Here is a 24,012-nt window from a genome sequence, read left to right as displayed (position 1 = left end):
AATGCTAGCGCTCCACCTTTAGGGGGCTACAAGTAACGAGCGCTCCAGTTGGATCGGCTATATAAAGGATGCGCAATTATCTATTATGCGATTGTGATCAACTGATGGGCAATGTCTGGTTGCAGCTGAGAGCTGTCATCCTGTGCAATCGACCAAGAGTCTGCAACGGCCCACCAGCCGAAGTAGATCGTCTGACAGTTTTCGGGGTGGACCTGACGGTCTGCGTAAAGATCTCAAGGGGCGATTCATTCGATCCATGGCAGCCTACCCTGCTGCGGATCGCACACATTCGACGCTGATGGTTTGTTTGTCGCACATGCGTCAATCAGGACAACATCTCGGCGCCCAGACAATCCAAGTTCGGCGAGAATGGTTTGAACCTTACGGAACTCGCTTTCCGAAAAGTACAGAATCGCTTTGATGGACTTCGCCGTGTCGTTCGCCGCCTCATACACGCCAACCTGATGCTTCATGTTCTGTTTCAGCTTCGAATTCGATGCTAACTTGAATTCGATCAGAGTCTTGTCCCGGCTGCCCTTGGAAACCTTGAAATCGACAGGACCTCTGCCGTTATTCACCTCGCGATTCACGTCGTAAATGGAGGCGCACCACGTAAGCTTATACATGAGTTGCAGGTCCGCCTCTCGATGAATCGGCTTGCCATTGTGGTAGAACATGCGATAGCCATCTTGGTCCTCGATGACCGATTTCAGGTAGTGCAGGCGCCGCATGGATTCTTCGAAGCTGTCATCCGCCTCTTGATAAAATTCTGTACCAACCAGCTTCTGATCGACCAGCGCACGGATCTGATGAATGAACTGCTGCTCTGTGTCGCGAACCTTGGAGTTGCTGACCTTGTGGGCCTCGTCTCCCGTCTCCTCCTTGTGTCGGATGTAGTAGTCCAGCACTTGCGGGAACTGCTCGATGGTGATCGCAGCAGCCTCTCGAATTTCTTCTTCCTTGGCGTCCTCCGACAAGCGGCGCAGGAAATACTCATTAACCTGCGCCCTCAATTGGTCATCGGGGATCGAGTTGTAGACGCCCTGAAAGTTGTCGAGTAGGTCGCTGCGATTAATCCATGCCTCGTCTTTAGTCAGAATCACCTTCGGGGTCAGCAGGACATAGTCGTTGCCGAAAGCCGGCAGGTCATAACGCCCACCCTTCCACCGCCTTGTCTTGTAATCGAAGGCGACCTTCTCGACGGCGAAATTCCGTCGGAAGCTCGACGCAATATGTGTTTTCGCAAAAGTCTGTGTATAGTCAAGCAGGTATTGCTTGATCAGATTGGTTGTAAAGTCGCTTAAATGGTCGCGACCTACGCCGTCCGCTAGCAGACACAGCTTTTCGAGGTGGCTTCCACGACTAATCGTTTCGCTTCCGAAATCCTTGAATACCTGATGGAGATTGCGATGAAGCGCTCCGGCAAACTGTTTGCCGAGGCCGCTTCCATTGTTCCCCGTCTTGCTGAATCCGAGCCAGTTCTGGCTGACCTCCGGAAAGCGGAACCAGCTATCAAGCAGTCCCTTGCTGATGCTAGGGTCGCACGATATATCGCGCAGAAACTTCACGTAGCAGATAATTTCGTCGTGGAGGCGCTGGTGTTCAATCTCTTCGCTGTCAAAAAGCAAGAACGGATCGACGAACAGCGGGAGATCGTTGATCAAGGAGATATTGAGCGCGCCATAGTCTTCCAACACCTCGGGCACGACTTCAAAGAAGTCGGTGAAGTAGATCTTTGCCGCTGTCGTCATGTCATCGCCTCGGCATCTCCATCAAATCTCATTGTTGGCAATGGTCAGAAGTCGTCTGGGACCGCAGATGGGCGTAGGTAACAATCAGCATCTTCTGATCTTTCGCTCAGACGCAAGCGGTCGTTCAGACAATAATCCCATTGTAATGCACGACCGGTTCGGACGAAGAGCGGCTGTTGATGCTGGACTTCTTGGACGTCGGCTCAGGCCGAGCTGCTGTCACCCGCCAGATGCCTCGATTGGCCACTGATCATTGGAAACGAGCTCCAACCATCATGCGAATACGATCGACTCCGTGGTTGATCGTGGCCCACCGGGCTGCTCGACAGCTGCACCCACGCTGCGGTCCGCGCAGGCTGGCTGCACGCAGCAACATCCCGGGTGGCTGCCCATGCCGCTCCAGCAGTCAGCCCCCGAACTTTTCGGAAACGCCCGTCTCTCCACCGGGATACCAGCGATATTCGCACCCACTTCACTCGGGACGCCGCTTCAGGCTCCCCCCTGGGAAATCAAGGGCAACTGCTTCGACGAACTTCGTCTCGAAGCGAAGTTGGACAATTTCACGGCCATCGCCGATCAGCCCATCCGCTACAAGGGCGACGGCTCGGCGCCCGGTCAGTTCGGGGCGAACGCCTCCACGCCCGCGGCCTGCGCCGCCTTCTCGAGATCTGCGTCCAGGGTTGCGAGGGGCAGGCCGGTTCGCAGGGCCAGCTCCAGATAGGCCGCGTCGTACGCCGATAGCTTGTGACGCCGGGCCAGGTGCAGGGTGTCACCCAAGGCGTGGGCGGCCGTGGCCGGATCGGTCGCGATGTTCAGTCGCTGCAGGAGGACGACGAAGGCCTGCGAGCGTGCCTCGGTGAGCAGCCCCTTGGCCTCGGCCCGGGCGATCATGTTGCTGGCCTCGAGCGCCCACAGCGATGGGACCAGCGCCTGCTGCTCACGCAGCGCATCGAGCACGGCCTCGGCGTACGCCACATCGGCCGGCTTGCCATCGGCCAGCAGCCAGCACATCGCCACCGAGTTATCGAGCACGAAGCTCATGCCCGCCCCTCGTTGATCAGCGCCTTGATGTCGATCCCCTCGACGGCGGGTGCCACGCGCATGAACTGGCGCATCGCATCGACGGCCGCGGCGGCATCCGCTTGCTTGGCGCCTTCAGCCGGTATCAGGTCGGCGATGGGCTCGCCACGCAGGGTGATGGTGTAGCGCTTGCCCGCCTGCACGCCGCGGAGCAGTTCGGGCAGTTTGGTCTTGGCCTCGTATGAGCCGATTTCAAGATTCATCACGTTCTCCGGTTGCCATAGACCAGTTTATAGACCAGTTCACAAGGGAATCAAGCACGGCATCAACAGGCTCTCCAACGGTGAAGCTGCGCCAAGTGGCACAAGACGGCATGCGGGTGCGGGCCAGTGCGGGGGCGAGGTCGTTCCGGCGCGTGCATCGACGACCGATGCCCGGGCGACGGCCTTGACGAAGATGGACGACAGCCGGTTTCGGTGTGTGCGTGGCCCCCCTTGTGCGCTGCGGCGAGACAAGCAGACCGTCGGCGTATAGCCTGTCGTCCGTTTCACCACGTGATATATGTGAAGCCAAACAAAACGACACGATTCCAGGAGGACGACCATGTCTTACACGATGCCCGAATTTCTCGCCCACGCGATCGCCATGGAGCGCGAGGCCGCCGAACGCTACCTCGAACTGGCCGACATGATGGAGGCGCACAACAACCTCGAGGTCGCCTCGCTGTTCCGCGACATGGTGCGCTACTCCAACATGCACGGCGACTCGATCGTCGAGCGCGCCGCCGGCCACGAGCTGCCGCGGCTCAAGTCCTGGCAATACCGCTGGGTCGCGCCCACCGAGGTCGGCGACGAGGACGCCTTCGACTACACCATGAACGCCTGGCAGGCGCTGGAATACGCGCGCGAGAACGAGGCGCGCGCGATGAATTTCTACCGCACCGTCTCCGAGACCAGCACCGACCCGGAGATCAAGACGCTGGCCATGGAGTTCGCCACCGAGGAGGCGGACCACACGATGGCGCTCGACAAGATGATCGCGCAGACGCAGCGGCCCTGAGGGCGGACGCGGACCGTCCAGGGCGGTCCGCCCTGCGCAGGACGGCGGCCTGCGCACGCGCAGGAGGCTCCCGCGCGACGCGGGCGAGCGCCCCGGCACGCGATGATCGGCATCCCCCGACGGGAAGGTGACGGAATCGTCCTACACGGTTTTCCGCCTCGTCGGACAACGCCCGCAGGAAGTCGCGCCTATAGTGGAGTTGCAACCCACTCGCGGGACCGACCCGCCAAGACACGACAACCCTCAGGAGACCCGCCATGAAACACACCGCCGCCACCCTCGCCCTGTCCGGCCTGCTCGCCTTCACCGCCGTCGGCTGCGCCGTCACCCGCGACCAATCCACGGTCGGCGAATACGTCGACGACGCCACCGTGACCACGCGCGTGAAGGCGAAGTTCGCCGAAGACCCGACCGTCAGCGCCATGTCGATCAGCGTGGAGACGCTCAAGGGCACGGTGCAGTTGTCCGGCTTCGCCAAGAGCACCGCCGAGCGCAACCGCGCGGTCGAGATCGCGCGCACCACCCCGGGCGTGAAGTCGGTGAAGAACGACATCGTGATCCGTCCTTGAGGACGCGCGCCGCAGCCCCGTTTCCACGCTAGCCCGCGCCCGGGGCCGTGCGCGCTGCCGCCCCATGCTGCGGACAAGCCCGCAGGCGTGGGCCAGGATAGGACAGGTTCATGAATGCCGATCCGGAGCCTCTGCCCTTGCCCCCCGCCCCATCCCGCCTGCCGCACCCGCGCGCGGGGCGCCTGATCGCCGTGCTGCTGCTGAGCTTCGTGCTCGGGCTGGCGTGGCTGCTCGCCGGCCAGTGGCAGTCCGAGTCGAGCCGCGTCGCGCTGGAGGATCTGCGCGCGCGCTCGGTGCGCCTGCATCACCTCGACACCCTGCTGCTGCAGATGCTCGACGCCGAGTCGAGCGTGCGCGGCTACCTGCTGACGCAGAACCCGGTCTACCTGAGGCCTTACCAGGACGGCCAGGCCGCGCTGGAAAGCACGCTCGCAGCCTTGCGCGCCGACACCTGGGCGGACGAGCGCCAGCACGAGACCGTCGACCACCTGGCGCTGCTGATCGACATGCGCTGGAGCCTGCTCACGCAGGCGATCGAACGCGGGGTTCCGCCCGGCGCCGACCAGCCCGACGGCGGCACCGGCAAGCAGGTCACCGACGACATCCGCACCCGCATCCTCGCCCTGCGTACCGCAACCCAGGCCGAGATCGACGCCACCCAGGATGGCGCCTTCGCACGCTTTGGCGACGCGCGCACGATGAACCGGGTGCTCGGCGCGAGCGTGCTGGCGCTGCTGCTGGTGCTGGTCGTGGTGCTCTACCGCCAGGACCGCCTGCGCGAACGCATGGCGCAGTTGCTGCGCTCCGAGAACGAGCGCCTGCACACCGAAGTCGCCCACCGCACCGAGGAACTGAGCAGCCTGGCGACCTACCTGACCAATGCGCGCGAGGCCGAGCAGGCGCGCCTCGCGCGCGAGCTGCACGACGAACTCGGCGCCTTGCTCACCGCCGCCAAGCTCGACGCCGCCTGGATCGCGCGCAAGCTTCCGGCCGACACCGTGGCGCCGATGCGCAGCCGCTTCGACCGCCTGCTCGACACCTTGAACCAGGGCATCGCGCTCAAGCGCAAGGTGGTGGCCGGCCTGCGTCCGCCGCTGCTGTCCGAGCTCGGCCTGCTCGAAGCGCTGCGCGCCCTGCCCGACAGCGGCGACATCGGCGAACAGGGCGGCCGGCTCGCGATCGAGCTGCCCGATGCCCTGCCCGATGTGCCCGCGCAGACGGCACTTGCGCTCTACCGCATCGCGCAGGAGGCCCTGACCAACGTGCGCCGCTATGCACAGGCGAGCTCGGTGCGCCTGCGCCTGGGGGTCGAAGGCGACGAGCTGGTGCTGGCGGTGGAAGACGACGGCGTGGGCTTCGACCCGGCGGCGCGCGGCCACAACCGCCACGGGCTGGCCGGCATGGCGCACCGGGTGCAGATGCTCGCCGGTCGGCTGGAGATCGACAGCGCGCCGGGCAAGGGCACGCGCATCACCGCACGCGTGCCGTTCGCACGCATGCACTGAAGCGGCTCAGCCCGGAATGCCGGGAATGCCTGGAATGGCCCCCTGGACGAAGTCGATCAGCTCGTCGAGCTGGAAGGATTTGTCGAAGAAGCGCTCGACGCCGAGCTGCTCGCAGCGCGCGCGCACCGGCGCGTGGCCGTAGTTGGAGAACACCACCGCGCGCGGACGGCCGAAGCGCTCCGGCTCGGCCTGCAGTTGCCTCAGCACGCCAAGGCCGCTGCCCATGCGCAGCTCGAGGTCGATGATGGCGAGATCCGGGCGCTGCGCCTCGAGCGCGGCAAGCGCCCCTTGCTCGTCCTCGGCCTCGGCCACGACGCCGACGCCGTCGAGCTCGGCGAGCATCTCGCACAACATCCCGCGCAGCATCGCGGAGTCTTCCACGAGCACGACGCGCAGCGCGGGGACGGTGGCAGATTCGGAATTGAGTGGCGCGCTCATCGACACGAGCTCCTCAGTCCAGGATCAACCCGTGGCGCAGCGCGTAGGTCGCCAGCTCGGCATTGCTGGCCACGCCGAGCTTCTCGAGCAGGCGGGTGCGGTAGGTGCTGATGGTCTTCACGCTCAGGTTGAGCACGGCGGCAATGTCCGACACCGACTCGCCGCGCGCCAGGCGCAGGAAGACCTGCAGCTCGCGGTCGGACAGCTTCTCGTGCGGCGCGCCGCCGCCCCCGCCGCCGAGCTCGTCGGCGAGCAGTTCGGCGGTGCGCGCCGACACGTAGCGCCGGCCCTGCGCCACGGTGCGGATGGCCTGCAGCAGCGCCTCGCGCGAGCAGTCCTTGCACAGGTAGCCGTCGGCGCCGTTGCGGATCATCGCCAGCGCGTAGCGTTCTTCCGGGAAACCCGACAGCATCAGCACGCGCATGCCCTCGTAACGCTGGCGCACCGCGCGCAGCACGTCGACGCCGCTCTGCCCGGGCAGCGACAGATCGAGCAGCAGCACGTCGACCGGCTGTTCGCGAAGGGACTCGAGCGCCGCCTCACCCGAGGCGGCCTCGAACACGATCTCGAGGCCGAGCTCGTCGGCCAGCAGCTCGCGAAAGCCGGCACGCACGATCTGGTGGTCGTCGACGATGGCGATGCGCAGCATGGGCGGAGGTCCGGAATGCGGTGTAGGGGCGCGAGCATAGCCGAAGCGGGCCGGCGAGGCCGGCCCCACCAACGACGCGGGCCATGGACTCACCGTCCCTTGACGAGGTTGATGACGAAGCTGGCGACCGCCATCACCAGGAACACGACGAAGAGCACCTTGGCGATCTCGGCGGCACCCGCGGCGATGCCGCCGAAACCGAACACGGCGGCGATGAGGGCGATGACGAAGAAGACGACGGCGTAGTGCAGCATGATGTTCTCCTTTGAGGGCGCCGGGCGGTGCAGCCCCGGATCACGTCTTCACTTTAGGCGCCACCCCCGCTCCGCCCCATCGGCCCGGTCCTAAACCGGCGTCGGACGATTCCGACACGCGGGCACAGCTCCGCGCATCGGCTCCGACTCGCAGCGCACGCCGCAGCGTCGCTGCGCTATAATCCAAGGCTTTGTTTTATCTGAAAATCAGGACGCTTCCGTGCTCGTCGCAGCCAACATCACCCAGCAGTTCGGGGCCAAGCCCCTGTTCGAGAACGTCTCCGTCAAGTTCGGCGACGGCAACCGCTACGGCCTCATCGGGGCCAACGGTGCCGGCAAGTCGACGTTCATGAAGATCCTGTGCGGCATCCTCGACCCCAGCGCCGGCAACGTCTCCAAGGATCCGCACGAGCGCATGGCCTACCTGCGCCAGGACCAGTTCGCCTACGAAGACATGCGCGTGCTCGACGTGGTGATGATGGGCCACGAGGAGCTGTGGGCGGCGATCAAGGAACGCGACGCGATCTACGCCAACCCGGACGCCACCGAGGACGACTACATGCACGCCGCCGAACTCGAGGGCAAGGTCGGCGAGTACGACGGCTACACCGCCGAGGCGCGCGCCGGCGAGCTGCTGCTCGGCGTGGGCATCCCCACCGAGCTGCACAACGGCCCGATGAGCGAGGTCGCCCCCGGCTGGAAGCTGCGCGTGCTGCTGACCCAGGCGCTGTTCGCCAACCCCGACATCCTGCTGCTCGACGAGCCGACCAACAACCTCGACATCAACACCATCCGCTGGCTCGAGGACGTGCTCAACAACCGCGACTGCACGATGGTCATCATCTCGCACGACCGCCACTTCCTGAACCAGGTCTGTACCCACATGGCCGACCTGGACTACGGCACGATCACGATCTACCCGGGCAACTACGACGACTACATGGAAGCGTCGACCATGGCGCGCGAGCGCCAGTCGTCGGCCAACGCGCGCGCCAAGGACAAGATCCAGGAACTGCAAGCCTTCGTACGCCGCTTCTCGGCCAACAAGTCCAAGGCCAAGCAGGCCACCAGCCGCCTCAAGCTCATCGACAAGCTCAAGCCCGAGGACGTCAAGCCGTCTTCCCGCCAGTACCCGTGGATCCGCTTCGACTACGACGACAAGGACAAGCTGCACCGCCTCGCCTGCGAGGTGGACAACATCTCGTTCGCCTATCCGGGCATGGACAAGCCGCTGATCAACCGTTTCTCGATCGCCATCGAGGCCGGCGAGAAGGTCGCGATCATCGGCGAGAACGGGGTCGGCAAGACCACCCTGCTCAAGCTGCTGGTTGGGGAGCTTGCGCCGCAGAAGGGCGCCATCAAGTGGGCGGAGAAGGCCAAGCCGGGCTACTACGCGCAGGACCACTCGGCCGACTTCGCCGAGGACGTCAGCCTCACCGACTGGATCGCCCCCTACTCGCGCATCACCGCCGCCGCCACCGGCGAGGACAACGAGACCCTGCTGCGCGGCACGCTCGGCCGCCTGCTGTTCTCGGGCGACGAGGTGAAGAAGTCGGTGAAGGTGATCTCCGGCGGCGAGCAGGGCCGCATGCTGTTCGGCAAGCTGATGCTGTCGCGGCCCAACGTGCTGCTGATGGACGAGCCCACCAACCACCTCGACATGGAATCGATCGAGTCGCTCAACACCGGCCTGGACAAGTTCAACGGCACGCTGGTGTTCGTCTCCCACGACCGCGAGTTCGTGAGCTCGCTGGCGACGCGCATCATCGAGATCAAGCTCGACCACCAGATCATCGACTACCGCGGGACGTACGAGGAGTATCTCAGCTCGCAAGGCCTGGATTGATCCGCGCGGCGATAGCCGCGCATGCACGACAAGGGGCGAACCCGCTGCCGCGCGATGCGGCGGCCGGTTCGCCCCTTCGCTTTTGCCGAGCCGGGTCCATCAGGCCTCGAGCGCTGGACATCCGGACGGACACGGATCGCCGATAACGCGCGCCATCTCATTGAAAATAGAATTAAATTCTGTTTTTTTGAGCGGACATTCCGGCAGACATGATCGCCTCCGAGATTCCCGAGCTCGCGCTGCGCGTCGAAACCGACCGCTTCGGCCCCTTCCTCTTTCAGGTGGGCGTCGACACTGGCCGCCTGCAGCTTCCGATGCAGCGCGTCGAGGATGCCCATCGGCGCTTCATCGCCTCGCCGCTCGCGCAGGTGGCGAATCAACTCGAGCGCGAGGTGATCGCCAGCAGCATCTACGGGACCAACACGATCGAAGGCGGCACGCTCACCGAGGATGAAACACGCTCCGCCATCGACCTCGATCCCGCGCAGGTGCAGGAGATCGAGCAGCGGCGGGTGCTCAACATCAAGGCCGCCTACGAACGCGCAAGACAGGCTGCGCTCGATCCGGGCTGGAAGCTGTCGATCGACTTCATGACCGAGGTGCACGGCCTGATCACCCACGATCTGCCGCACGCCGACAACCGCCCCGGCCTTCTCCGCGACACCCCCAAGGGACGCACCGCCCAGGTCGGCAGTCCGCAGCACGGCGGACGCTACAAGCCGCCACAATACGGGGGCGACATCTGGCGCCTGCTCGAAGCACTGATCACCTGGCACGGCCAGTTGGAGGATGCAGGCATCCACCCGCTCGTCCGCGCGCCGCTGGTGCATTACTACTACGAACTCATCCACCCCTTCTGGGATGGCAACGGCCGTGTCGGGCGCGTCGTCGAAGCGACCTTGCTGCAGGCCGCCGGCTACGAATACGCCCCTTTCGCGTTGGCGCGCTACTACCTCGAGCACATCGACGCCTACTTCACGCTCTTCAACACCTGCCGTAAAGGGGCGGACAAGCACCGGCCCCACCCGAACACGGACTTCGTGCTCTTTCACCAGGAAGGCATGCTGGCGACGATCGACGCCTTGCACGACCGGGTCAATCGCCTCGTCGGCGTCCTGCTCTTCCAGAGCCGTTGCCGCGAGCTGCTCGACAACAAGACCCTCAACCCGCGCCAGTACACCATCGTCTCGCAACTGTTGGCGCAGGGGCAGGCGCAGGGGCTGGACGCGGTACGTCACGCCCCGTGGTACGCCAGCCTCTACCTCAAGCTCAACGACAAGACCCGCAGCCGCGACCTCAAGAAGCTGCGCGAGCTCGAACTCGTCCTCCTCGACACGGACAACCGCCTGTGGCCGGGCTGCATCCGTCCGAAGAACGTCAAGGCGCCCTGATCCCGCATCTGCAGGTTCGCGGCGGTCCTGGCGAGTCGAGCGCAATTCCGCACGATGGAGGAGCGCCCGGGTCCAGCGTGGACGCACGGCAGGCGGTTCGGCACCAGGGTGAGCATCACGAAGGCGACCACCAGCAGGCCGGACACCGCGAACACGCGGTTGTGGATGTCGAGGCCGAAGGGCCCGACGTTGAGGACGGTGTTGTCCTGGCCGACCTTGTAGTCGGTGTCGATCGGATTGACCGCCCCCGAGGGAGCCATCGGATCGCTGCCATCCGTCATTGCAGCTCCTTGTGATTATGGGAATTCGCGGAATTCACGCGCACGGCCGAGCCTTCGCCGCGGCGACGAGGGGCGGAGTCTTGCAGCTTTCTACATATTTTTGTACAAACAGATCATGACAGATGGGATTTCGCCTCGCCCGCGCACTCGATCCGCCCGCAGCGGCACGGCGGGCGGCGAGTCGGCTAGAATCGAAGGCTGCGGAGAACCCCATGATCGGCCTCTTTCTCGTCACCCACGGCACCCTCGGCGAAGCGCTGATCCAGTGCGTGTGCCACGTCCTCGACAAGCGCCCGCCGCTGCTCGGCCAGCTCGGCCTGTCGGCGGGCGAGGATCCCGCCGACGCGCTGCCCCTCGCGCGCCGGATGATCGCCACGGTCGATGACGGCGAAGGCGTGCTGCTGCTCGCCGACCTCTACGGCGCCACCCCGTGCAACGTCGCCACGCGCCTGATCGAGCCCGGGCGCATCGAGCTCGTCGCCGGAGTCAGCCTGCCGATGCTGCTGCGCGTGCTGACCCATCGCGACGGCAACCTCGACACCCTGATCCGGCGCGCCGTCAGCGGCGCGGGCGACGGCGTGACGCGCGTGCAGCCCGGCTGATCACACCCGCCAACAAGAACATACGAACGAACGCACCACGGAGAACCGCGAAGATGCCGCGAGGAGACGCCCCCATCATCAACAAGCTCGGTCTGCACGCGCGCGCCTCGGCCAAGCTCACCCAGCTTGCCAGCAGCTTTCCGTGCGAGGTCTGGCTCGAGCGCAACGGCCGCCGGGTGAACGCGAAGAGCATCATGGGGGTGATGATGCTGGCGGCCGCGCGCGGCAGCACGATCACCATCGACACCCAGGGCGAGGGCGCCGACGCGGCACTGCAGGCCATCCAGGAGCTGGTCGCCGACCGCTTCGGCGAAGGGGAATGAGATGTCATTCACGCTGCACGGCCTGGCGGTCTCGCAGGGCATCGCGATCGGCCATGTCCACCTCGTCTCTCACGCGCTGCTCGAGGTCAATCACTACCACGTCGCGCCGCGCTACCTCGACGATGAACTCGCCCGTCTCGACGAGGCCCTCGCCACCGTCCAGGGCGAGCTGATCGGTCTCAAGGCGATCACCACCTCCGGCCAGGCGCACAGCGAGGTCGGCGCCTTCGTCGATCTGCAGCTGATGATGCTCGCCGACCCGATGCTGGTCGACGCCGCCCGCCAGCTCGTCACCGAGCGCCGCTGCAACGCCGAGTGGGCGCTGGTGCAGCAGATGGAGCACCTGGTCGAGCAGTTCCGCCAGATCGAGGACCCCTACCTGCGCGAACGCCAGGCCGATGTCGTCCAGGTCGTCGAGCGCCTGGTCAAGGTGCTGCTCGGCCACCCCGGCCACCTGCCGCCGCGTCGGCGCGACGGGCTGGGCAGCATCGTCGTCGCCCACGATCTGTCGCCCGCCGACACCATCGGCTTCCGCGACCACAACATCGCCGGCTTCGTCACCGACGTCGGCGGCCCCACCAGCCACACCGCGATCGTCGCGCGCAGCCTCAAGATCCCCGCGGTGGTCGGCCTGCACCACGTGCGCGACCTGCTTGAGGACGACGAGCTCATCATCGTCGACGGCACCCGCGGCGTGATCATCGTCGCCCCCGACGAGCAGATCGTCGAGGAATACCGCCTGCGCCGCAGCGAGCTCGAGATCGAGCGTTCCAAGCTCAACCGCCTGCGCGACACCCGCGCCGCCACGCTCGACGGCGAGGAGGTCAACCTGCTCGCCAACATCGAGGGCCCCAAGGACCTGCCCGCGGTCAAGAGCGCCAACGCCGACGGCATCGGCCTGTACCGCACCGAGTTCCTCTTCATCGGCCGCGACACCCTGCCCGACGAGGAAGAGCAGTACGAGGCCTACCGCGCCGTGGTCAAGGCCCTGCCCGGCAAGCCGGTCACCATCCGCACTTTCGACGTCGGCGCCGACAAGGCGCTCAACGGTGCCCAGGCGCGCGAGGAACCCAACCCGGCGCTCGGCCTGCGCGCGGTGCGCTACTCGCTGGCCGAGCCCAAGATGTTCAAGACGCAGCTGCGCGCGCTGCTGCGCGCCTCGGCCCACGGCCGCCTGCAGATCATGGTGCCGATGCTCGCCCACGCCCAGGAGGTCGACCAGTGCCTGACCCTGCTCGAGAAGGCCAAGGCCGAGCTGCGCGCCGAAAAGATCAAGTTCGACGAGGGCATCCGCATCGGCGGCATGATCGAGGTGCCCGCCGCGGCGCTGTCGCTCGGCATGTTCATCCGGCGGCTGGCCTTCCTGTCGATCGGCACCAACGACCTCATCCAGTACACCCTGGCGATCGACCGCTCGGACGAGGCCGTCGCGCACCTCTACGACCCGCTCCACCCCGCCGTGCTCAAGCTCATCGCCGGCACCATCTCCAGCGGCGCGCGCTTCGGCCTGCCGGTGTCGGTGTGCGGCGAGATGGCGGGCGACCCGCTGTACACCGAGCTGCTGCTCGGCATGGGCCTGCGCAACTTCTCGATGCACCCGGGCAGCATCCTCGAGATCAAGCAGCAGGTGCTGCGCGCCGACCTCGGCGAGCTCGCCCCCAGGGTGCAGCGCATCCTCAAGATGGACGAGCCGGCACGCATCCGCGAGGCGGTGGAACGGCTCACCGCCTGAAAACACCGCCGCGGTTGAAGCGCACCGGCCGTGGCAGTACAATCCGGCCTTCTTCGCGGTCGGCGCCAGATCGGCCCGAAATGCGGGTGTCGTATAATGGCTATTACCTGAGCTTCCCAAGCTCATGACGAGGGTTCGATTCCCTTCACCCGCTCCAATTAGGCTTCCATGGAAATCCACTGAGTTCCATAAGCGGTTGTCAGAAAAGAATTTTTCGCTAGACAACATTCCAATGAGATCCACCGAAATCCACCCACTGCTGGACTAAATTAGTCCATCCGGCAGTCCATCAAAGCGGTTGTGTTCGAGTCCGGATTGTTCCTTGGGCCGAGCGGGTGCCGGGATGAGCATCTGACTCCTGACTCTGTTCAGGAGCAAGCATGGCACTCACCGACATGTTCGTCCGGCAGGCAAAGGCCACCGGAAAGGACTACACGATCCCCGATTTCGACGGCCTCTCGTTGGCGGTCTCGGACAAGGGCACCAAGTCCTGGCACTTCCGCTACACCTGGCTGGGCCAACAGAAGCGGATGTCCCTGGGGACGTACCCGGAGATCAGCCTGCGCGAAGCGCGCGAGCGCCGCGACAACGCGCGGGCGCAGGTGGCCAAAGGCATCAACCCACAGCGGCAGCGAGAAAAGGATCGGCACATCGCCACCCAGGCCGAGCAGAACACCTTTGAGGCGGTGTACGACAAGTGGCTCGCCTTCCGGGCGCAGGGGCGCCTCAAGAAAGGCCGGCAGACCACGCTGTCGATGATCCCGCGCATCTTCAAGAACGACATCCTGCCGAGCCTGCGCAAGCGTTCGATCTACGAGATCACCCGCGCCGACCTACTTGAAATCGTCGGCCGCATCGAGAAGCGCGGCGCGCCATCCATCGCCGAGAAGGTGCGCACCTGGTTCAACCAACTCTTCCGGTATGCCCTCGTGATCGTGCCGGGCCTGGAACAGAACCCGGCCTCCGACCTGGATGTGGTCGCCATGCCCCAGCCGCCGGTACGCCACAACCCCTTCCTGCGCATGCCCGAATTGCCCGAGTTCTTGCAGTTGCTGCGCAAGTACCCCGGCAAGCTGAAAACGCAGCTTGGCCTCCGCCTGCTGTTGCTGACCGGCGTGCGGACCGGGGAACTGCGGCTGGCGACGCCAGAACAGTTCCACCTCGACGATGGCCTGTGGATCATCCCGCCGGAGGTGGTGAAACAGCTGGAATTGAAGATGCAGAAGGAGAACGTCCGGCCGGAGGACATCCCACCCTACATCGTGCCGCTGTCCGTGCAGGCGATCGAGATCGTTCGGCACATGCTCGACCAGTTCAAGCCAGCCCAGACGTACCTGTTCCCGGGGGACAAGAGCCTCAAGCAGCGCATCAGCGAGAACACCCTCAACAAGGCACTGCATCGCTTGGGATACAAGGGCCGGCTGACCGGCCACGGCATCCGCGGAACCATCTCGACCGCACTCAACGAACTGGGGTATCCCGAGAAATGGGTGGATGCACAGCTTTCCCACGTCGATCCCAACCAGGTTCGCGCAACCTACAACCACGCCAAGTATGTGGAGCAGCGCCGACGCATGATGCAGGACTGGGCGGACCGGCTGGACCTGTTCGAGCAGGGGCAGGTCGAAGCGGCCAGTACGCTGCTGTCCATTAAACTGGATGGCTTTCCCGTGGTCGCCACCGAAGCGGAGGCGCAACCGTTGTCGGCGGCCAGGGCTGCTCCCACGCTGGTGGTGTCGCAACCGCTCCAGGGGGCCATGGCGCTGGCCACGGCTCCGGTGCAGCGCCTTTCCGCAGTGCGCGTGCCCAAGATCGAGCCGGCCATCTCCAACGTCCAGCGCGAGCGGATGATCCTGCTCGACATTCTGGAGGCTCCGCACAACCTGTCGGTCGCCGACTATGCCAAGCTCGCAGGCAAGTCCCGTCGCTGGATCACTTACGAAATCCAGGCCGGCAACCTCCTGTCGATCAGCCTGGGCAACCGGGGACAGCGCGTGCCGGATTGGCAGCTCGATCCGCTCAAGCGCCGCCTGATCCAGACCATCCTCAAGCAGATGCCCCCGGGAATCGACACGTGGCACATCTACCATGCACTCACACGGCCGAGCGATCTCTTCCAAGGGCAGTCCCCCATCGAGGCAGTGACGCTGGAGAATCTTCACCTCGTCGTTCATCTGGTATGCAGCGCTGTCAGCGAAAGGGTGGTGCAACGCGATAGTCGGACTCCACAACTGTCCCGGTACGCCTAGCGATACGCGCGATGGCGAACTTGCACAGCAAGATGCCGCGTGCCGCTTTCGTCTGGAAACACGCGAACGTACGATGGACGCCTGATCACGCCGACCTGGTCTCCGTGATCTTCGCCGCCCGTTCGGCAAACCTCTCGACAGCCGGCACACACCCTCGCGACGGCAGCAGCAACTGGGTTCGGATGAGATAGGGACCGTCGGCCAGGGGGCGCATGGCAACACCCCAGCCACGTGCCTGCGCGATGCGCGATCGGGGCGCAATGCCGACACCGTAGCCTGCCGCCACCAGCAGAGCCATGAGTTCGAAGGAATTGACCTCCCGGGCAGAACGGTCTTCAGGCCCAATGACAGCATCAACCTGCTGGCTCAGCGCTTCACATGCCCGTGGGCACCACCGAACCAGTGGATAGTGCAGCAGCGCATCCAATGACACCTCGACGTGGGCAAGCAGCGGCGAGCGTAACGGAACCGCCAAAGCCAGTTCGTCACCCCAAAGTGGCTGAGTGTCCAACGCCAGGTGCGTTGACGTCGCCCTCACCGCCATGCCCATGTCGCAATCGCCGTTTTCCAGGCCACGGACCAGATCGCCGGCAGTGACCTCCTGCAGCAGGACGAGGGTTTCCGGCTCCTCGGCACGTTGCAGGGCAAGTAGGGTCGCCAGCTGTGGCGACAGCGCGTCAGCCGAAACGGCGAGTTTGAGTATCGACGATTGGCTGGGGGCACTCATGGATGCCATTTCGTGATGGAGGCCAGACCGTGGCAGCAAGCATCATAGCAAAGAGTTAAATTTAACGTGGTTAAAAGTATCGCGATATTCGACGCTTTTGCCGATGCAAAAGCGTACTGTCCAGCGAGGCCGCCCTGTCGGATCGACCACCTACGAACCTGAGCCTGCGCTGGCCTTCGGCCTGGCGGTTCGTGCGGCACGGATGGAACAGGGAATGGCTCAGGAGGAGCTGGCGTCGTTGGCGGAAATCGAGCGCTCCCACATGGGAAAGATAGAACGGGGTGAGCACATGCCCACGCTGGCGCTGATCCTCAGAATCGCCGGGGCTCTGAACAGAAGTGCCGCTGATCTGATCGCTGTGACGGAGGATAACCTGCGCTCGGGGCCAAAGACGTAACCGGTGAACGGCACCGGGCTTTGCCCGTTACTCGTCGATTTGAGCGTGTAGACGCGCCATAAAGCGGTCCAGAGGTATGGCGCAAGGGGTGTCCGCGCCACTGTCCGGTCGTAACAGGTACGTGGTGTGGGTGACATTTTGGGCCGCGAGAGGACGAGTCACCACGTCGGGGCGATGACAAACTCTGATTCGTGCAGCGTTCGCGAACCCAACGCCATAACCGGCTGCGACCAGCGTCAGCATCATGTCCATCGAGGCGACGTGCTCGACGGCGCCGGGTTTGCCCGTCGCGGTGTGCAGCAATCGATCCAGCTCGCAATTGCTCCGCCCGAACAACCGGGGATCAGCCATTACGAGCGGATAACGCACCAACTCCTCCAAGGGCACCTGCTTGTGAACGAGCAGCGGATGCCGTGCCGATACGGCCACGACCAGCGGATCAATCCAGATCGGTTCGGCAACGATTCCATCCCCGACGTCGGTGGTATGTGCAAACCCCACATTGAAGCTGCCCGAACGCAGTCCGCGCACCTGCTCGGCCAGCGTCGCTTCTGGGCACCTCGAATAACCCGAGGTTTTCAGTGAATCCTGCCGCGTAATGATGCCCGTGACCGAGTTCGACCCAATTTCTCTGGCAAACCACCGCGTTTCTCGGCGACGTTGCCCCGTTTTTGCCTCGAATCGCCCCGGGTATCGGCGATTCGGCCCATTTCGGGCATCAGAAGGCCTCGATTCCGGCCTTCCGGAAGTAGACCAGCCGCTTCAGGTTGTAGCAGGCGGCCATCATCGTCATCGCAAAGTTCGCCCGGGCCTGGCCGATGGTACGCAGCAACTTGCCGCCCATCTGATCGATGGCGGCAAAGACATGCTCGACCCGGGCGCGTGTTTTGGCGATGCGCTGGTTACGCCGCTGCTGGCACTCGGACAGCGGCTTGTTGCGCTTGCCCTTCCTCTGGATCTGGTTACGGAAGCCGTTCTCCTTCAGCCAGGCTTCACACCCCTCGGACGGGTAGCCCCGGTCGGCATAGACGTCCCGACTCGTGTTGCCCGCATCGAAGACGTTGTCGAAGTGCTGGCTGTCGTGCGTACTCGCCGTGTCGGTCTCGATCCGGCGAATGATCTTGTATTTCTTGTCGACGTTGATCGAGAGCTTGTAGCCGAAGTGGCTCTTGCCGTGCTTCTTCGTCCAGGTCGCATCGATGTCCTTCTGGCGGCGCTTGGCCGGCTTCCAGTCAGCCGGCATCGCACCGTGCTCGATCAGCGCCTTCTCGCCCCGGCTGTTGTGCTGCTTGGGGGCGGGGACCAAAGTGGCGTCGATGATCTGACCGCCGCGCGCGATGAAACCCTTCTTCAGCAACTGCGCCGAGACACCGTCAAAGAGCGCCTTGGCGCCCGCTTCACCGATCCGGTTCTCGAAGGTCCACACCGTGGTGCGGTCCGGGACGTTGGTCGCGTTCGCCAGTCCGCAGAAGCGCTTGTAGCTCATGCGGTCGAGCAGTTGGTACTCCATCTGCTCATCGGACAGGTTGTACAGGCGCTTGAGCACCAGGATCCGTACCATCGTCTCGGTCGGGTACGGCGGACGCCCGCCCTGCGCGCTCACCGGACGCGGCGCAACCTCATCCACCTCGGCCGCCAACGCCACAAAGTCGATGTGCGACTCGATGTCGGCCAGCGGGTCGCCCAGCGAGTCGATCTTCTTGCGGTGATGCTCGTCAGCGAACAGGTCAGTCTTGATAGCGCTACGCGGTTTCATCGGTACAGGCTGCAGGGTTCAGGACGATGTAATTTTACCAAGGGCGGGCGGTGCAGAGGTTTTTCGAGCCGCCCTTCTGTCAAACGTATCTCGACTTCCGGATCTTCCTCGCGACAGCGTGCGAGAAAGCCAGATAGCCGCGGATCGATGCAGCCGCAGGGGACGGCGATGCGAAGAATCCCCTGATAGCCTGACGAAACCGCTTTTACGTTTTCACGGGCAAGTTCCAGCGTCGAGAACAACCGAAGCACATCCTGGAGATAAACTGCACCGGCCTGTGTCAGCCGTGTGCCGCGGCGGTCACGATCGAATAGCAGTGCGCCAAGTTCGTCTTCGAGCTCCTTGATGGTACGGGACAGGGGGGACTGCTCGATATGCAGCCTTTCAGCAGCACGGGTGAAGTGCAGTTCCTCCGCCAGGACAGCGAAGCAGCGAAGGTGGCGCAACTCCATGGTTTGTCCTCCATCGTGATGTTACCGTACGGTTCCACTTGCAGCCTCGGGATACTTGCAGTTCTAGTCAAATCACGAGGACTGTCGGTTGGACCGCCTATCCAGAAGCGATGAATTACTCGTCAGGCGCTACTGAAATACTAGACGGGAACCCAATGGGATTTGCTCGCAGCCTCGCGTCCAAGCCGTTCCGAACCAGGTATGTTTGACCCGTTCAATAACAGCCAAGGCGTGCGTCAGATCGATATGGCTGTACGGGCCGGTACGTGGTGGATAGGCGCGGTCGGTAGCGATACCACAGTAGATCTGCACAGCCTTCCGAGTCAGACGGGACGCGGGGCGGAAGAGCGCAAAGGAAGGCGACTTTCCTTCGCAACTAAAACAGCCCTTTCATTGGACGCGACCACGACCATGCAGGCGATACACGATGAGGCTATGTGAGTCTTGTATAAGAAGGACTTGGTTCCACAACCAGCGGTAACGCCTTCATGAGACCATCAACTCGATTTCTCCTTCCAATCAATTCGGACGCATTACCCAATTATCTGGAAGAAGAAATTTCGCCGGATGCGCAGAACGCTCAATCAATGCGGCTTGCTAAGAAAGTCTACAACCAATCTACAAAAGTCATTGGCGGCTTCAATTTGCACCCAGTGCCCACAGCGAGCAAAAGAATGCAACTGGACGTTCTCCAATAGTTGAAAAAGACGAAGACTGCTTGACAGTGGTACCACCTGGTCATCACGGCCGTGAATCAAAAGCACCTCATTCGCGAGGTTGCGAATTTGCTCATCCGAGCTCGCCAGTGCGTCAACCCAGCGCTGCCGAGGAGCGGGGAACATACTGCCGAATGACTCTTGAAAGCCTGGCCGAATGCTTGCCTCATAACGCAGTTTTGCAAGTTCATCATTCACAAGCGAACGATCGAAGGCAAATATATCCAGCAGGTTGCGCATATTTTCAATTGACGGCGTATAACCCCAAACTGCATCCAGCCCAGGGGTAAGTTCAAAATGTGTTCCTGCTGCGCCCATCAAGACCAAACGGCCAACGCGTTCGGGGTGCTTAACGGCGGTTGCGATTGCAAGGGCACCACCGAAAGAATTCCCAATAAAATCTGCACGCTCGATTTTTAATGCGTCAAGCATACCTATGATGTGCCCAACCCAATTATCCTTTGAGTAGATGTAATTCTTCGGGCGCTCTGTAAAACCGAACCCCGCCATATCCGGTGCTATGACGCGAAATAATTGCCCCAGTGTTGGCAACACCAAGCGCCAATTTGCATAAGCGCTGACACCTGGACCCGATCCGTGAATAAGAAAAACAGGATCTCCTGTTCCGAGCTCGTGATAATTGGTCTTAATTCCAGCAGCGACGATTTCTTTTCCAATTTCTACGTTGGTCATTTCAATTTCCTAGTTAATTCACCATAAAATATTAAAACAGGTAGAATCTTGTAATTTTAAGATTTGCACAACCATGACAATTTCAACTTAATATCAAACCTAAAAACGATAAGTGAAGGCAAAAGTGGCACTATCTTGGGCGTGATTTATTTCGATAGGAGCAGACGTGTTTGGCAATGAAGAGTTTTGCATCGTCTTTTTAAATGAATGAGTCCAAGCAAAATCAAAACTACTCATAGGTGTAAGTTGGTAACCAAAGCCAAGAGTCCCGAATCTATTTGGAATGGCAGGGATTACAGCCAATACCGTGTCCGATCTCAAAGCCTGTGTAGTAACACGAGCACCTCCGCGCAATGTCCATTTTCCGGAAGTGTAGGCGACACCCAACGACAATGCAGTCTGGTCCTTATAGTTTTGAGGCAGATCAATATCGATATTTTGACCAGCGTTTGAAACAAAGGAGACATGAATATCTTTTACTGCATGTTTCCAGAATACCCTGGAGATATCCGCCACGACCATCCACTGATCGTCAAAACGATGGCTTATTCCGAAATTCAATTGTGCCGGCGATTGGAAGTCTTTAATACGAATCTTTCCATCTAGCTTGACTTGGCCTACCAAGCCGTCAATTGCGGTAAGGGTAGCACTCCCAGTCATGTCATCAAGATGTGTTTCAAGAACGTACGAAGCACCTAGGATCGTATCCTTGCTGACCTTGTACGTCAGGCCGATTTTCCCTCCCCAGCCCCAGGCGTCGGCGCCACTCGCAATTGGCTCATTCTTGGTGAAGCTCAAATGCGCACCACGCATATCTGGCAACCCTCCAAGCACAGGGATCAAACTTCCCTGCGCACGCCCGGCGCCAATTAGGGAACCCACTTGATCGGCCCCGAGGAGCATATCTAAATTCAGTCCCTGCCACACTGCATCCACGCTTGCGCCAACGGCAAGACTATCAGTCATCTGAAAGCTTGCGGCCATGGGTATATTTAGTGTCAATAAGCGACTTGAATTTTCCAAACCCGTATCCAATCCACCTGTTGCACGTGAAAGAAAGCTATCCTTTCCGTACTCTGTGCCTACTCCGCCACGTGCAAAGGCTCCAATACCGAATGCAAATCGTTCGGCACGATAAGCATATGCCATTTGCGGAGCCGCATAGGGTCCTCGGTTGCTGGAATGCTCTTTGGATTTTGCGGATTCGCCCGTCGCGGTGTTCTTGATTGATAGATCTACAAAAATGACGTCCATTCCAAGGTGCATTTCCTCCCCAGGCTTGCCAAGGGATAAGGTAGCGGGATTTGTCATCATGCCGGCCGCACCGACGTCAAAGGCTGTAGCGGCCCCACCCAATGCCCCAGAAACTGGACCATGACCGACAAGGCGATAAACATCGCTTGTTGTCGCCAAGGCAGTATAGGATACCCCTGCTAGAGCAACGCCCATTACACTAGATTTAAGATTGAATTGCATACAGCCTCCTCCATTTTTATATGTTAATTAAAGAAATCAACCCCGTTTTTTCTAAGCGGTGGCTTACTTCCTGTTCTGTTTAATTGCTTCTGATTATTGATCTCGAAAATCCGAAATTCTTACTTCTCGTTCGTAACCGGTGGTTACGTAGTAAAGTGGTCAATCGGGCCCCCTTTGGTGTCAATGTTGTAAGAAATCGATCAACAAGCGATTAAACTCTTCAGCATGTTCCCATTGCGCCCAGTGACCGCACCGAGGCAAGACATGCAAGCGCGCATCATGGATGTGCCAAGCCAACTTCAATCCATGGTCAAGAGGTACGAAGCGGTCGTCGCGCCCCCAGATGACAAGCGTTCCTGCCTTGATCTCTCCTAATCTCGATGTAACGTCCCAAGCACTCAATGGCACGCGTTGCGTACTGACAAGAAAATTTCGAAGGTGTACTTGATTATGCTGAATCGCCCGCCAGCGGCCCTCAATCAGTTCATCGGTGATCTGGGTCTGATCAAAAACAAATACCGATAGCATTTGCTTCAAATTTTCAAGCGTAGGCTCGGCATACAGCTTGAAAAGCAATTTGATGCCTTCCATGGGCATCGCGGAAAAAAGACTCGAGCCAAGCCCCCCCGGCCCCATCAGAATGAGCTTACCGATGCGCTCCGGATATTCGATGGCAAAATTCAGTGCGGTGGCCCCCCCCATCGAGTTGCCCACCAGGTGCGCTTTTTCGATGTTTAGGGCATCCATCAAACCCTTGACGGCGCGTGCGTTCACCAGACCTCGCTGTTCGTCCATTACGACGGGGTCAGACTTATTAAATCCTGGTGAGTCCTTCAAAATCACGCGATAACCTGCTTGAACCAGCGGGCCCAGATTGCGGCTATAGTTACTCCATCCACCTGCCCCGGGCCCACCACCGTGCAACATGATGACGGCCTCGCCGTCGCCAGCTTCGTTGAAATGAACCTGGAAGTCTTCAAATCCCTTCTCGTTGATCTTGGCAAACCTGCTGGTTGTAGATTCCGTATATTGATTCATTTGCATCTCTCCCCCTGTTAAATATATAAAAGGCTCAGCGCCAAGTGGCATTATGCGGAGGCAATAGAGCGATCCTTGGCCATGGTGATGGCGGTATCCTCGATCATGTCCTCCTGCCCGCCGACCATACCGCGGCGGCCCAGCTCGACCAGAATGTCGCGGGCCGGCACGCCGTACTTGGCGGATGCCCGCTTGGCAAAGAGCAGGAAGGAGCCATAGACCCCGGCATAACCCAGGGTCAGCGCATCACGGTCGATGCGGATCGGGAAGTCCATCATTGGCACCACGAGGTCTTCGGCAACGTCGGTGATCTTGGCGACATCGACACCGGTTTCGATGCCCATCAGGCTGCACACGGCGATCAGGACTTCCATCGGCGTATTACCGGCACCGGCACCGAGGCCGGCCGCAGCAGCATCGATGCGGTTGGCGCCGACTTCAATGGCGGCGATGGAGTTGGCGACGCCCATGGCCAGGTTGTGGTGGCCGTGGAAGCCGAGTTCGGTTTCCGGCTTGAGGGCAGCGCGCACAGCACCGAGACGTTCCTTGACGCCTTCCGGCAGCAGGTGACCGGCCGAGTCGGTGACGTAGATGCAGTTGGCGCCGTAGCCTTCCATCAATTTGGCCTGCTTGACCAGGCCTTCGGCGCTGTTCATGTGGCTCATCATGAGGAAACCGACGGTGTCCATGCCGAGCTTGCGGGCCATGGTGATGTGCTGCTCTGAGACGTCAGCCTCGGTGCAGTGGGTGGCGACACGGATGGTGTTGACGCCGAGGTCGCGCGCCATCTTCAAGTGGTCGACGGTGCCGATGCCGGGGAGCAGCAGGGCGGAGACCTTGGCGTTCTTCATCTTGGGGATGACGGTGCCGAGGTATTCTTCATCGGTATGGGCCGGGAATCCGTAGTTGACCGATGACCCACCGAGGCCATCGCCGTGGGTGACTTCGATCAGCGGAATGCCAGCGGCATCAAGGCCGGTGGCGATGGACACCATCTGGTCGAGGCTCATCAGGTGGCGCTTGGGATGCATCCCGTCGCGTAGGGTCATGTCGTGGACGGTAACGGTCTTGCCTTTGGCGGTCATGAT

Annotated in this window: 24 protein-coding genes, 1 tRNA gene and 1 pseudogene; 12 read left to right on the top strand and 14 right to left on the bottom strand. The window is 61.8% G+C overall.

Going from position 1 to position 24,012, the window contains the following annotated elements:
* Window positions 1–245: 245 nt before the first annotated feature.
* On the bottom strand, window positions 246–1,751 hold the full coding sequence (locus ACZ5PP_RS14340; RefSeq protein ID WP_464826171.1) for a hypothetical protein: 1,506 nt from the start codon (window positions 1,749–1,751) through the stop codon (window positions 246–248).
* Between the two features lie 457 nt (window positions 1,752–2,208).
* On the opposite strand from ACZ5PP_RS14340, the pseudogene ACZ5PP_RS14335 reads away from it, so the two are divergent.
* Window positions 2,209–2,412 (top strand): annotated as a pseudogene (locus tag ACZ5PP_RS14335) (hypothetical protein); the annotation flags it as partial.
* Here the strand turns inward: ACZ5PP_RS14335 and ACZ5PP_RS14330 are convergent.
* Together ACZ5PP_RS14330 and ACZ5PP_RS14325 are read right to left on the bottom strand one after the other, a co-directional pair.
* Window positions 2,367–2,792, bottom strand: a complete 426-nt coding sequence (locus ACZ5PP_RS14330) for a type II toxin-antitoxin system VapC family toxin (protein ID WP_012584467.1) — start codon at window positions 2,790–2,792, stop codon at window positions 2,367–2,369. The pseudogene ACZ5PP_RS14335 and the gene ACZ5PP_RS14330 sit on opposite strands and share 46 nt — an antisense overlap.
* Window positions 2,789–3,034 (bottom strand): type II toxin-antitoxin system Phd/YefM family antitoxin, encoded by a 246-nt coding sequence (locus ACZ5PP_RS14325; protein WP_012584466.1) that lies wholly within the window; start codon window positions 3,032–3,034, stop codon window positions 2,789–2,791. The genes ACZ5PP_RS14330 and ACZ5PP_RS14325 overlap by 4 nt, the downstream gene beginning before the upstream one ends.
* Window positions 3,035–3,374: 340 nt before the next feature.
* On the opposite strand from ACZ5PP_RS14325, the gene ACZ5PP_RS14320 reads away from it, so the two are divergent.
* From ACZ5PP_RS14320 to ACZ5PP_RS14310, 3 genes are all read left to right on the top strand, one after another.
* A complete protein-coding gene (locus ACZ5PP_RS14320; protein ID WP_012584465.1) occupies window positions 3,375–3,830 on the top strand; it encodes a ferritin-like domain-containing protein in 456 nt (151 codons plus the stop codon).
* A gap of 257 nt (window positions 3,831–4,087) precedes the next feature.
* Entirely contained in the window at window positions 4,088–4,399 is a 312-nt protein-coding gene (locus tag ACZ5PP_RS14315; protein WP_012584464.1) for a BON domain-containing protein, read from the top strand.
* Between the two features lie 110 nt (window positions 4,400–4,509).
* The gene (locus tag ACZ5PP_RS14310; protein WP_012584463.1) at window positions 4,510–5,904 is read left to right on the top strand and encodes a CHASE3 domain-containing protein; all 1,395 of its coding nucleotides are present in this window, start codon (window positions 4,510–4,512) and stop codon (window positions 5,902–5,904) included.
* Between the two features lie 6 nt (window positions 5,905–5,910).
* Here ACZ5PP_RS14310 and ACZ5PP_RS14305 read toward each other — a convergent pair whose 3' ends face one another.
* The 3 genes from ACZ5PP_RS14305 to ACZ5PP_RS14295 all read right to left on the bottom strand — a co-directional run bounded on the left by ACZ5PP_RS14305 (window position 5,911) and on the right by ACZ5PP_RS14295 (window position 7,245).
* Window positions 5,911–6,342 carry a response regulator gene (locus ACZ5PP_RS14305; RefSeq protein ID WP_012584462.1) on the bottom strand — a complete coding sequence of 144 codons (432 nt, stop codon included), beginning with the start codon at window positions 6,340–6,342 and terminating at the stop codon, window positions 5,911–5,913.
* Between the two features lie 13 nt (window positions 6,343–6,355).
* Entirely contained in the window at window positions 6,356–6,991 is a 636-nt protein-coding gene (locus ACZ5PP_RS14300) for a response regulator (RefSeq protein WP_004265641.1), read from the bottom strand.
* A gap of 89 nt (window positions 6,992–7,080) precedes the next feature.
* On the bottom strand, window positions 7,081–7,245 hold the full coding sequence (locus tag ACZ5PP_RS14295) for a DUF1328 domain-containing protein (RefSeq protein ID WP_004265637.1): 165 nt from the start codon (window positions 7,243–7,245) through the stop codon (window positions 7,081–7,083).
* 220 nt (window positions 7,246–7,465) lie between these two features.
* On the opposite strand from ACZ5PP_RS14295, the gene ACZ5PP_RS14290 reads away from it, so the two are divergent.
* From ACZ5PP_RS14290 to ACZ5PP_RS14260, 7 genes are all read left to right on the top strand, one after another.
* Window positions 7,466–9,091, top strand: a complete 1,626-nt coding sequence (locus ACZ5PP_RS14290) for an ABC-F family ATPase (protein ID WP_273422348.1) — start codon at window positions 7,466–7,468, stop codon at window positions 9,089–9,091.
* 209 nt (window positions 9,092–9,300) lie between these two features.
* Entirely contained in the window at window positions 9,301–10,482 is a 1,182-nt protein-coding gene (locus ACZ5PP_RS14285) for a Fic family protein (RefSeq protein ID WP_012584460.1), read from the top strand.
* A gap of 493 nt (window positions 10,483–10,975) precedes the next feature.
* Window positions 10,976–11,365 carry a PTS sugar transporter subunit IIA gene (locus ACZ5PP_RS14280; RefSeq protein WP_004265631.1) on the top strand — a complete coding sequence of 130 codons (390 nt, stop codon included), beginning with the start codon at window positions 10,976–10,978 and terminating at the stop codon, window positions 11,363–11,365.
* A 53-nt stretch (window positions 11,366–11,418) separates the two neighbouring features.
* Window positions 11,419–11,688, top strand: a complete 270-nt coding sequence (locus ACZ5PP_RS14275; protein WP_004265630.1) for an HPr family phosphocarrier protein — start codon at window positions 11,419–11,421, stop codon at window positions 11,686–11,688.
* Window position 11,689: 1 nt separating this feature from the next.
* Window positions 11,690–13,420: a phosphoenolpyruvate--protein phosphotransferase gene (gene ptsP / locus ACZ5PP_RS14270; protein ID WP_004265629.1), complete on the top strand. Its 1,731-nt coding sequence runs from the start codon at window positions 11,690–11,692 to the stop codon at window positions 13,418–13,420.
* 82 nt (window positions 13,421–13,502) lie between these two features.
* A tRNA-Gly gene (locus tag ACZ5PP_RS14265) sits at window positions 13,503–13,577 on the top strand.
* A 223-nt stretch (window positions 13,578–13,800) separates the two neighbouring features.
* Window positions 13,801–15,669 (top strand): tyrosine-type recombinase/integrase, encoded by a 1,869-nt coding sequence (locus ACZ5PP_RS14260; RefSeq protein ID WP_076600351.1) that lies wholly within the window; start codon window positions 13,801–13,803, stop codon window positions 15,667–15,669.
* 85 nt (window positions 15,670–15,754) lie between these two features.
* Here the strand turns inward: ACZ5PP_RS14260 and ACZ5PP_RS14255 are convergent, their stop codons facing one another.
* Complete coding sequence (locus tag ACZ5PP_RS14255) at window positions 15,755–16,396, bottom strand: LysR family substrate-binding domain-containing protein (protein WP_076600352.1); 642 nt, start codon at window positions 16,394–16,396, stop codon at window positions 15,755–15,757.
* A 103-nt stretch (window positions 16,397–16,499) separates the two neighbouring features.
* Here ACZ5PP_RS14255 and ACZ5PP_RS14250 point away from each other — a divergent pair, with 103 nt between their 5' ends.
* On the top strand, window positions 16,500–16,793 hold the full coding sequence (locus ACZ5PP_RS14250; RefSeq protein WP_050417855.1) for a helix-turn-helix domain-containing protein: 294 nt from the start codon (window positions 16,500–16,502) through the stop codon (window positions 16,791–16,793).
* A 27-nt stretch (window positions 16,794–16,820) separates the two neighbouring features.
* On the opposite strand, the gene ACZ5PP_RS14245 is transcribed toward ACZ5PP_RS14250, so the two are convergent.
* From ACZ5PP_RS14245 to dmpG, 7 genes are all read right to left on the bottom strand, one after another.
* Window positions 16,821–17,324: a LysR family substrate-binding domain-containing protein gene (locus tag ACZ5PP_RS14245; RefSeq protein ID WP_464826170.1), complete on the bottom strand. Its 504-nt coding sequence runs from the start codon at window positions 17,322–17,324 to the stop codon at window positions 16,821–16,823.
* A 187-nt stretch (window positions 17,325–17,511) separates the two neighbouring features.
* A complete protein-coding gene (locus tag ACZ5PP_RS14240) occupies window positions 17,512–18,549 on the bottom strand; it encodes an IS5 family transposase (RefSeq protein WP_464826115.1) in 1,038 nt (345 codons plus the stop codon).
* The gene (locus ACZ5PP_RS14235; RefSeq protein ID WP_464826169.1) at window positions 18,546–19,001 is read right to left on the bottom strand and encodes a LysR family transcriptional regulator; all 456 of its coding nucleotides are present in this window, start codon (window positions 18,999–19,001) and stop codon (window positions 18,546–18,548) included. The genes ACZ5PP_RS14240 and ACZ5PP_RS14235 overlap by 4 nt, the downstream gene beginning before the upstream one ends.
* 584 nt (window positions 19,002–19,585) lie before the next feature.
* The gene (locus ACZ5PP_RS14230) at window positions 19,586–20,410 is read right to left on the bottom strand and encodes an alpha/beta fold hydrolase (protein ID WP_464826168.1); all 825 of its coding nucleotides are present in this window, start codon (window positions 20,408–20,410) and stop codon (window positions 19,586–19,588) included.
* 99 nt (window positions 20,411–20,509) lie between these two features.
* On the bottom strand, window positions 20,510–21,886 hold the full coding sequence (locus ACZ5PP_RS14225; protein ID WP_464826167.1) for an OmpP1/FadL family transporter: 1,377 nt from the start codon (window positions 21,884–21,886) through the stop codon (window positions 20,510–20,512).
* 180 nt (window positions 21,887–22,066) lie between these two features.
* Window positions 22,067–22,924: a 2-hydroxy-6-oxo-6-phenylhexa-2,4-dienoate hydrolase gene (bphD, locus tag ACZ5PP_RS14220; RefSeq protein ID WP_076600356.1), complete on the bottom strand. Its 858-nt coding sequence runs from the start codon at window positions 22,922–22,924 to the stop codon at window positions 22,067–22,069.
* Between the two features lie 50 nt (window positions 22,925–22,974).
* A complete protein-coding gene (gene dmpG / locus ACZ5PP_RS14215) occupies window positions 22,975–24,009 on the bottom strand; it encodes a 4-hydroxy-2-oxovalerate aldolase (RefSeq protein ID WP_076600357.1) in 1,035 nt (344 codons plus the stop codon).
* Between the last annotated feature and the right edge of the window lie 3 nt (window positions 24,010–24,012).

The organism is Thauera sp. DNT-1 (assembly GCF_055393985.1).
The sequence above is the reverse complement of the archived record's forward strand: the minus strand, read 5'-3'. Positions and strand labels throughout refer to the sequence as shown.

Coding starts and splice junctions, on each gene's coding strand:
- ACZ5PP_RS14340 (WP_464826171.1), bottom strand. CDS start 1,751: ATGACGACAGCGGCAAAGATCTACTTCACCGACTTCTTTGAAGTCGTG.
- ACZ5PP_RS14330 (WP_012584467.1), bottom strand. CDS start 2,792: ATGAGCTTCGTGCTCGATAACTCGGTGGCGATGTGCTGGCTGCTGGCC.
- ACZ5PP_RS14325 (WP_012584466.1), bottom strand. CDS start 3,034: ATGAATCTTGAAATCGGCTCATACGAGGCCAAGACCAAACTGCCCGAA.
- ACZ5PP_RS14320 (WP_012584465.1), top strand. CDS start 3,375: ATGTCTTACACGATGCCCGAATTTCTCGCCCACGCGATCGCCATGGAG.
- ACZ5PP_RS14315 (WP_012584464.1), top strand. CDS start 4,088: ATGAAACACACCGCCGCCACCCTCGCCCTGTCCGGCCTGCTCGCCTTC.
- ACZ5PP_RS14310 (WP_012584463.1), top strand. CDS start 4,510: ATGAATGCCGATCCGGAGCCTCTGCCCTTGCCCCCCGCCCCATCCCGC.
- ACZ5PP_RS14305 (WP_012584462.1), bottom strand. CDS start 6,342: ATGAGCGCGCCACTCAATTCCGAATCTGCCACCGTCCCCGCGCTGCGC.
- ACZ5PP_RS14300 (WP_004265641.1), bottom strand. CDS start 6,991: ATGCTGCGCATCGCCATCGTCGACGACCACCAGATCGTGCGTGCCGGC.
- ACZ5PP_RS14295 (WP_004265637.1), bottom strand. CDS start 7,245: ATGCTGCACTACGCCGTCGTCTTCTTCGTCATCGCCCTCATCGCCGCC.
- ACZ5PP_RS14285 (WP_012584460.1), top strand. CDS start 9,301: ATGATCGCCTCCGAGATTCCCGAGCTCGCGCTGCGCGTCGAAACCGAC.
- ACZ5PP_RS14280 (WP_004265631.1), top strand. CDS start 10,976: ATGATCGGCCTCTTTCTCGTCACCCACGGCACCCTCGGCGAAGCGCTG.
- ACZ5PP_RS14275 (WP_004265630.1), top strand. CDS start 11,419: ATGCCGCGAGGAGACGCCCCCATCATCAACAAGCTCGGTCTGCACGCG.
- ptsP (WP_004265629.1), top strand. CDS start 11,690: ATGTCATTCACGCTGCACGGCCTGGCGGTCTCGCAGGGCATCGCGATC.
- ACZ5PP_RS14260 (WP_076600351.1), top strand. CDS start 13,801: ATGGCACTCACCGACATGTTCGTCCGGCAGGCAAAGGCCACCGGAAAG.
- ACZ5PP_RS14255 (WP_076600352.1), bottom strand. CDS start 16,396: ATGAGTGCCCCCAGCCAATCGTCGATACTCAAACTCGCCGTTTCGGCT.
- ACZ5PP_RS14250 (WP_050417855.1), top strand. CDS start 16,500: ATGCAAAAGCGTACTGTCCAGCGAGGCCGCCCTGTCGGATCGACCACC.
- ACZ5PP_RS14240 (WP_464826115.1), bottom strand. CDS start 18,549: ATGAAACCGCGTAGCGCTATCAAGACTGACCTGTTCGCTGACGAGCAT.
- ACZ5PP_RS14235 (WP_464826169.1), bottom strand. CDS start 19,001: ATGGAGTTGCGCCACCTTCGCTGCTTCGCTGTCCTGGCGGAGGAACTG.
- ACZ5PP_RS14230 (WP_464826168.1), bottom strand. CDS start 20,410: ATGACCAACGTAGAAATTGGAAAAGAAATCGTCGCTGCTGGAATTAAG.
- ACZ5PP_RS14225 (WP_464826167.1), bottom strand. CDS start 21,886: ATGCAATTCAATCTTAAATCTAGTGTAATGGGCGTTGCTCTAGCAGGG.
- bphD (WP_076600356.1), bottom strand. CDS start 22,924: ATGAATCAATATACGGAATCTACAACCAGCAGGTTTGCCAAGATCAAC.
- dmpG (WP_076600357.1), bottom strand. CDS start 24,009: ATGACCGCCAAAGGCAAGACCGTTACCGTCCACGACATGACCCTACGC.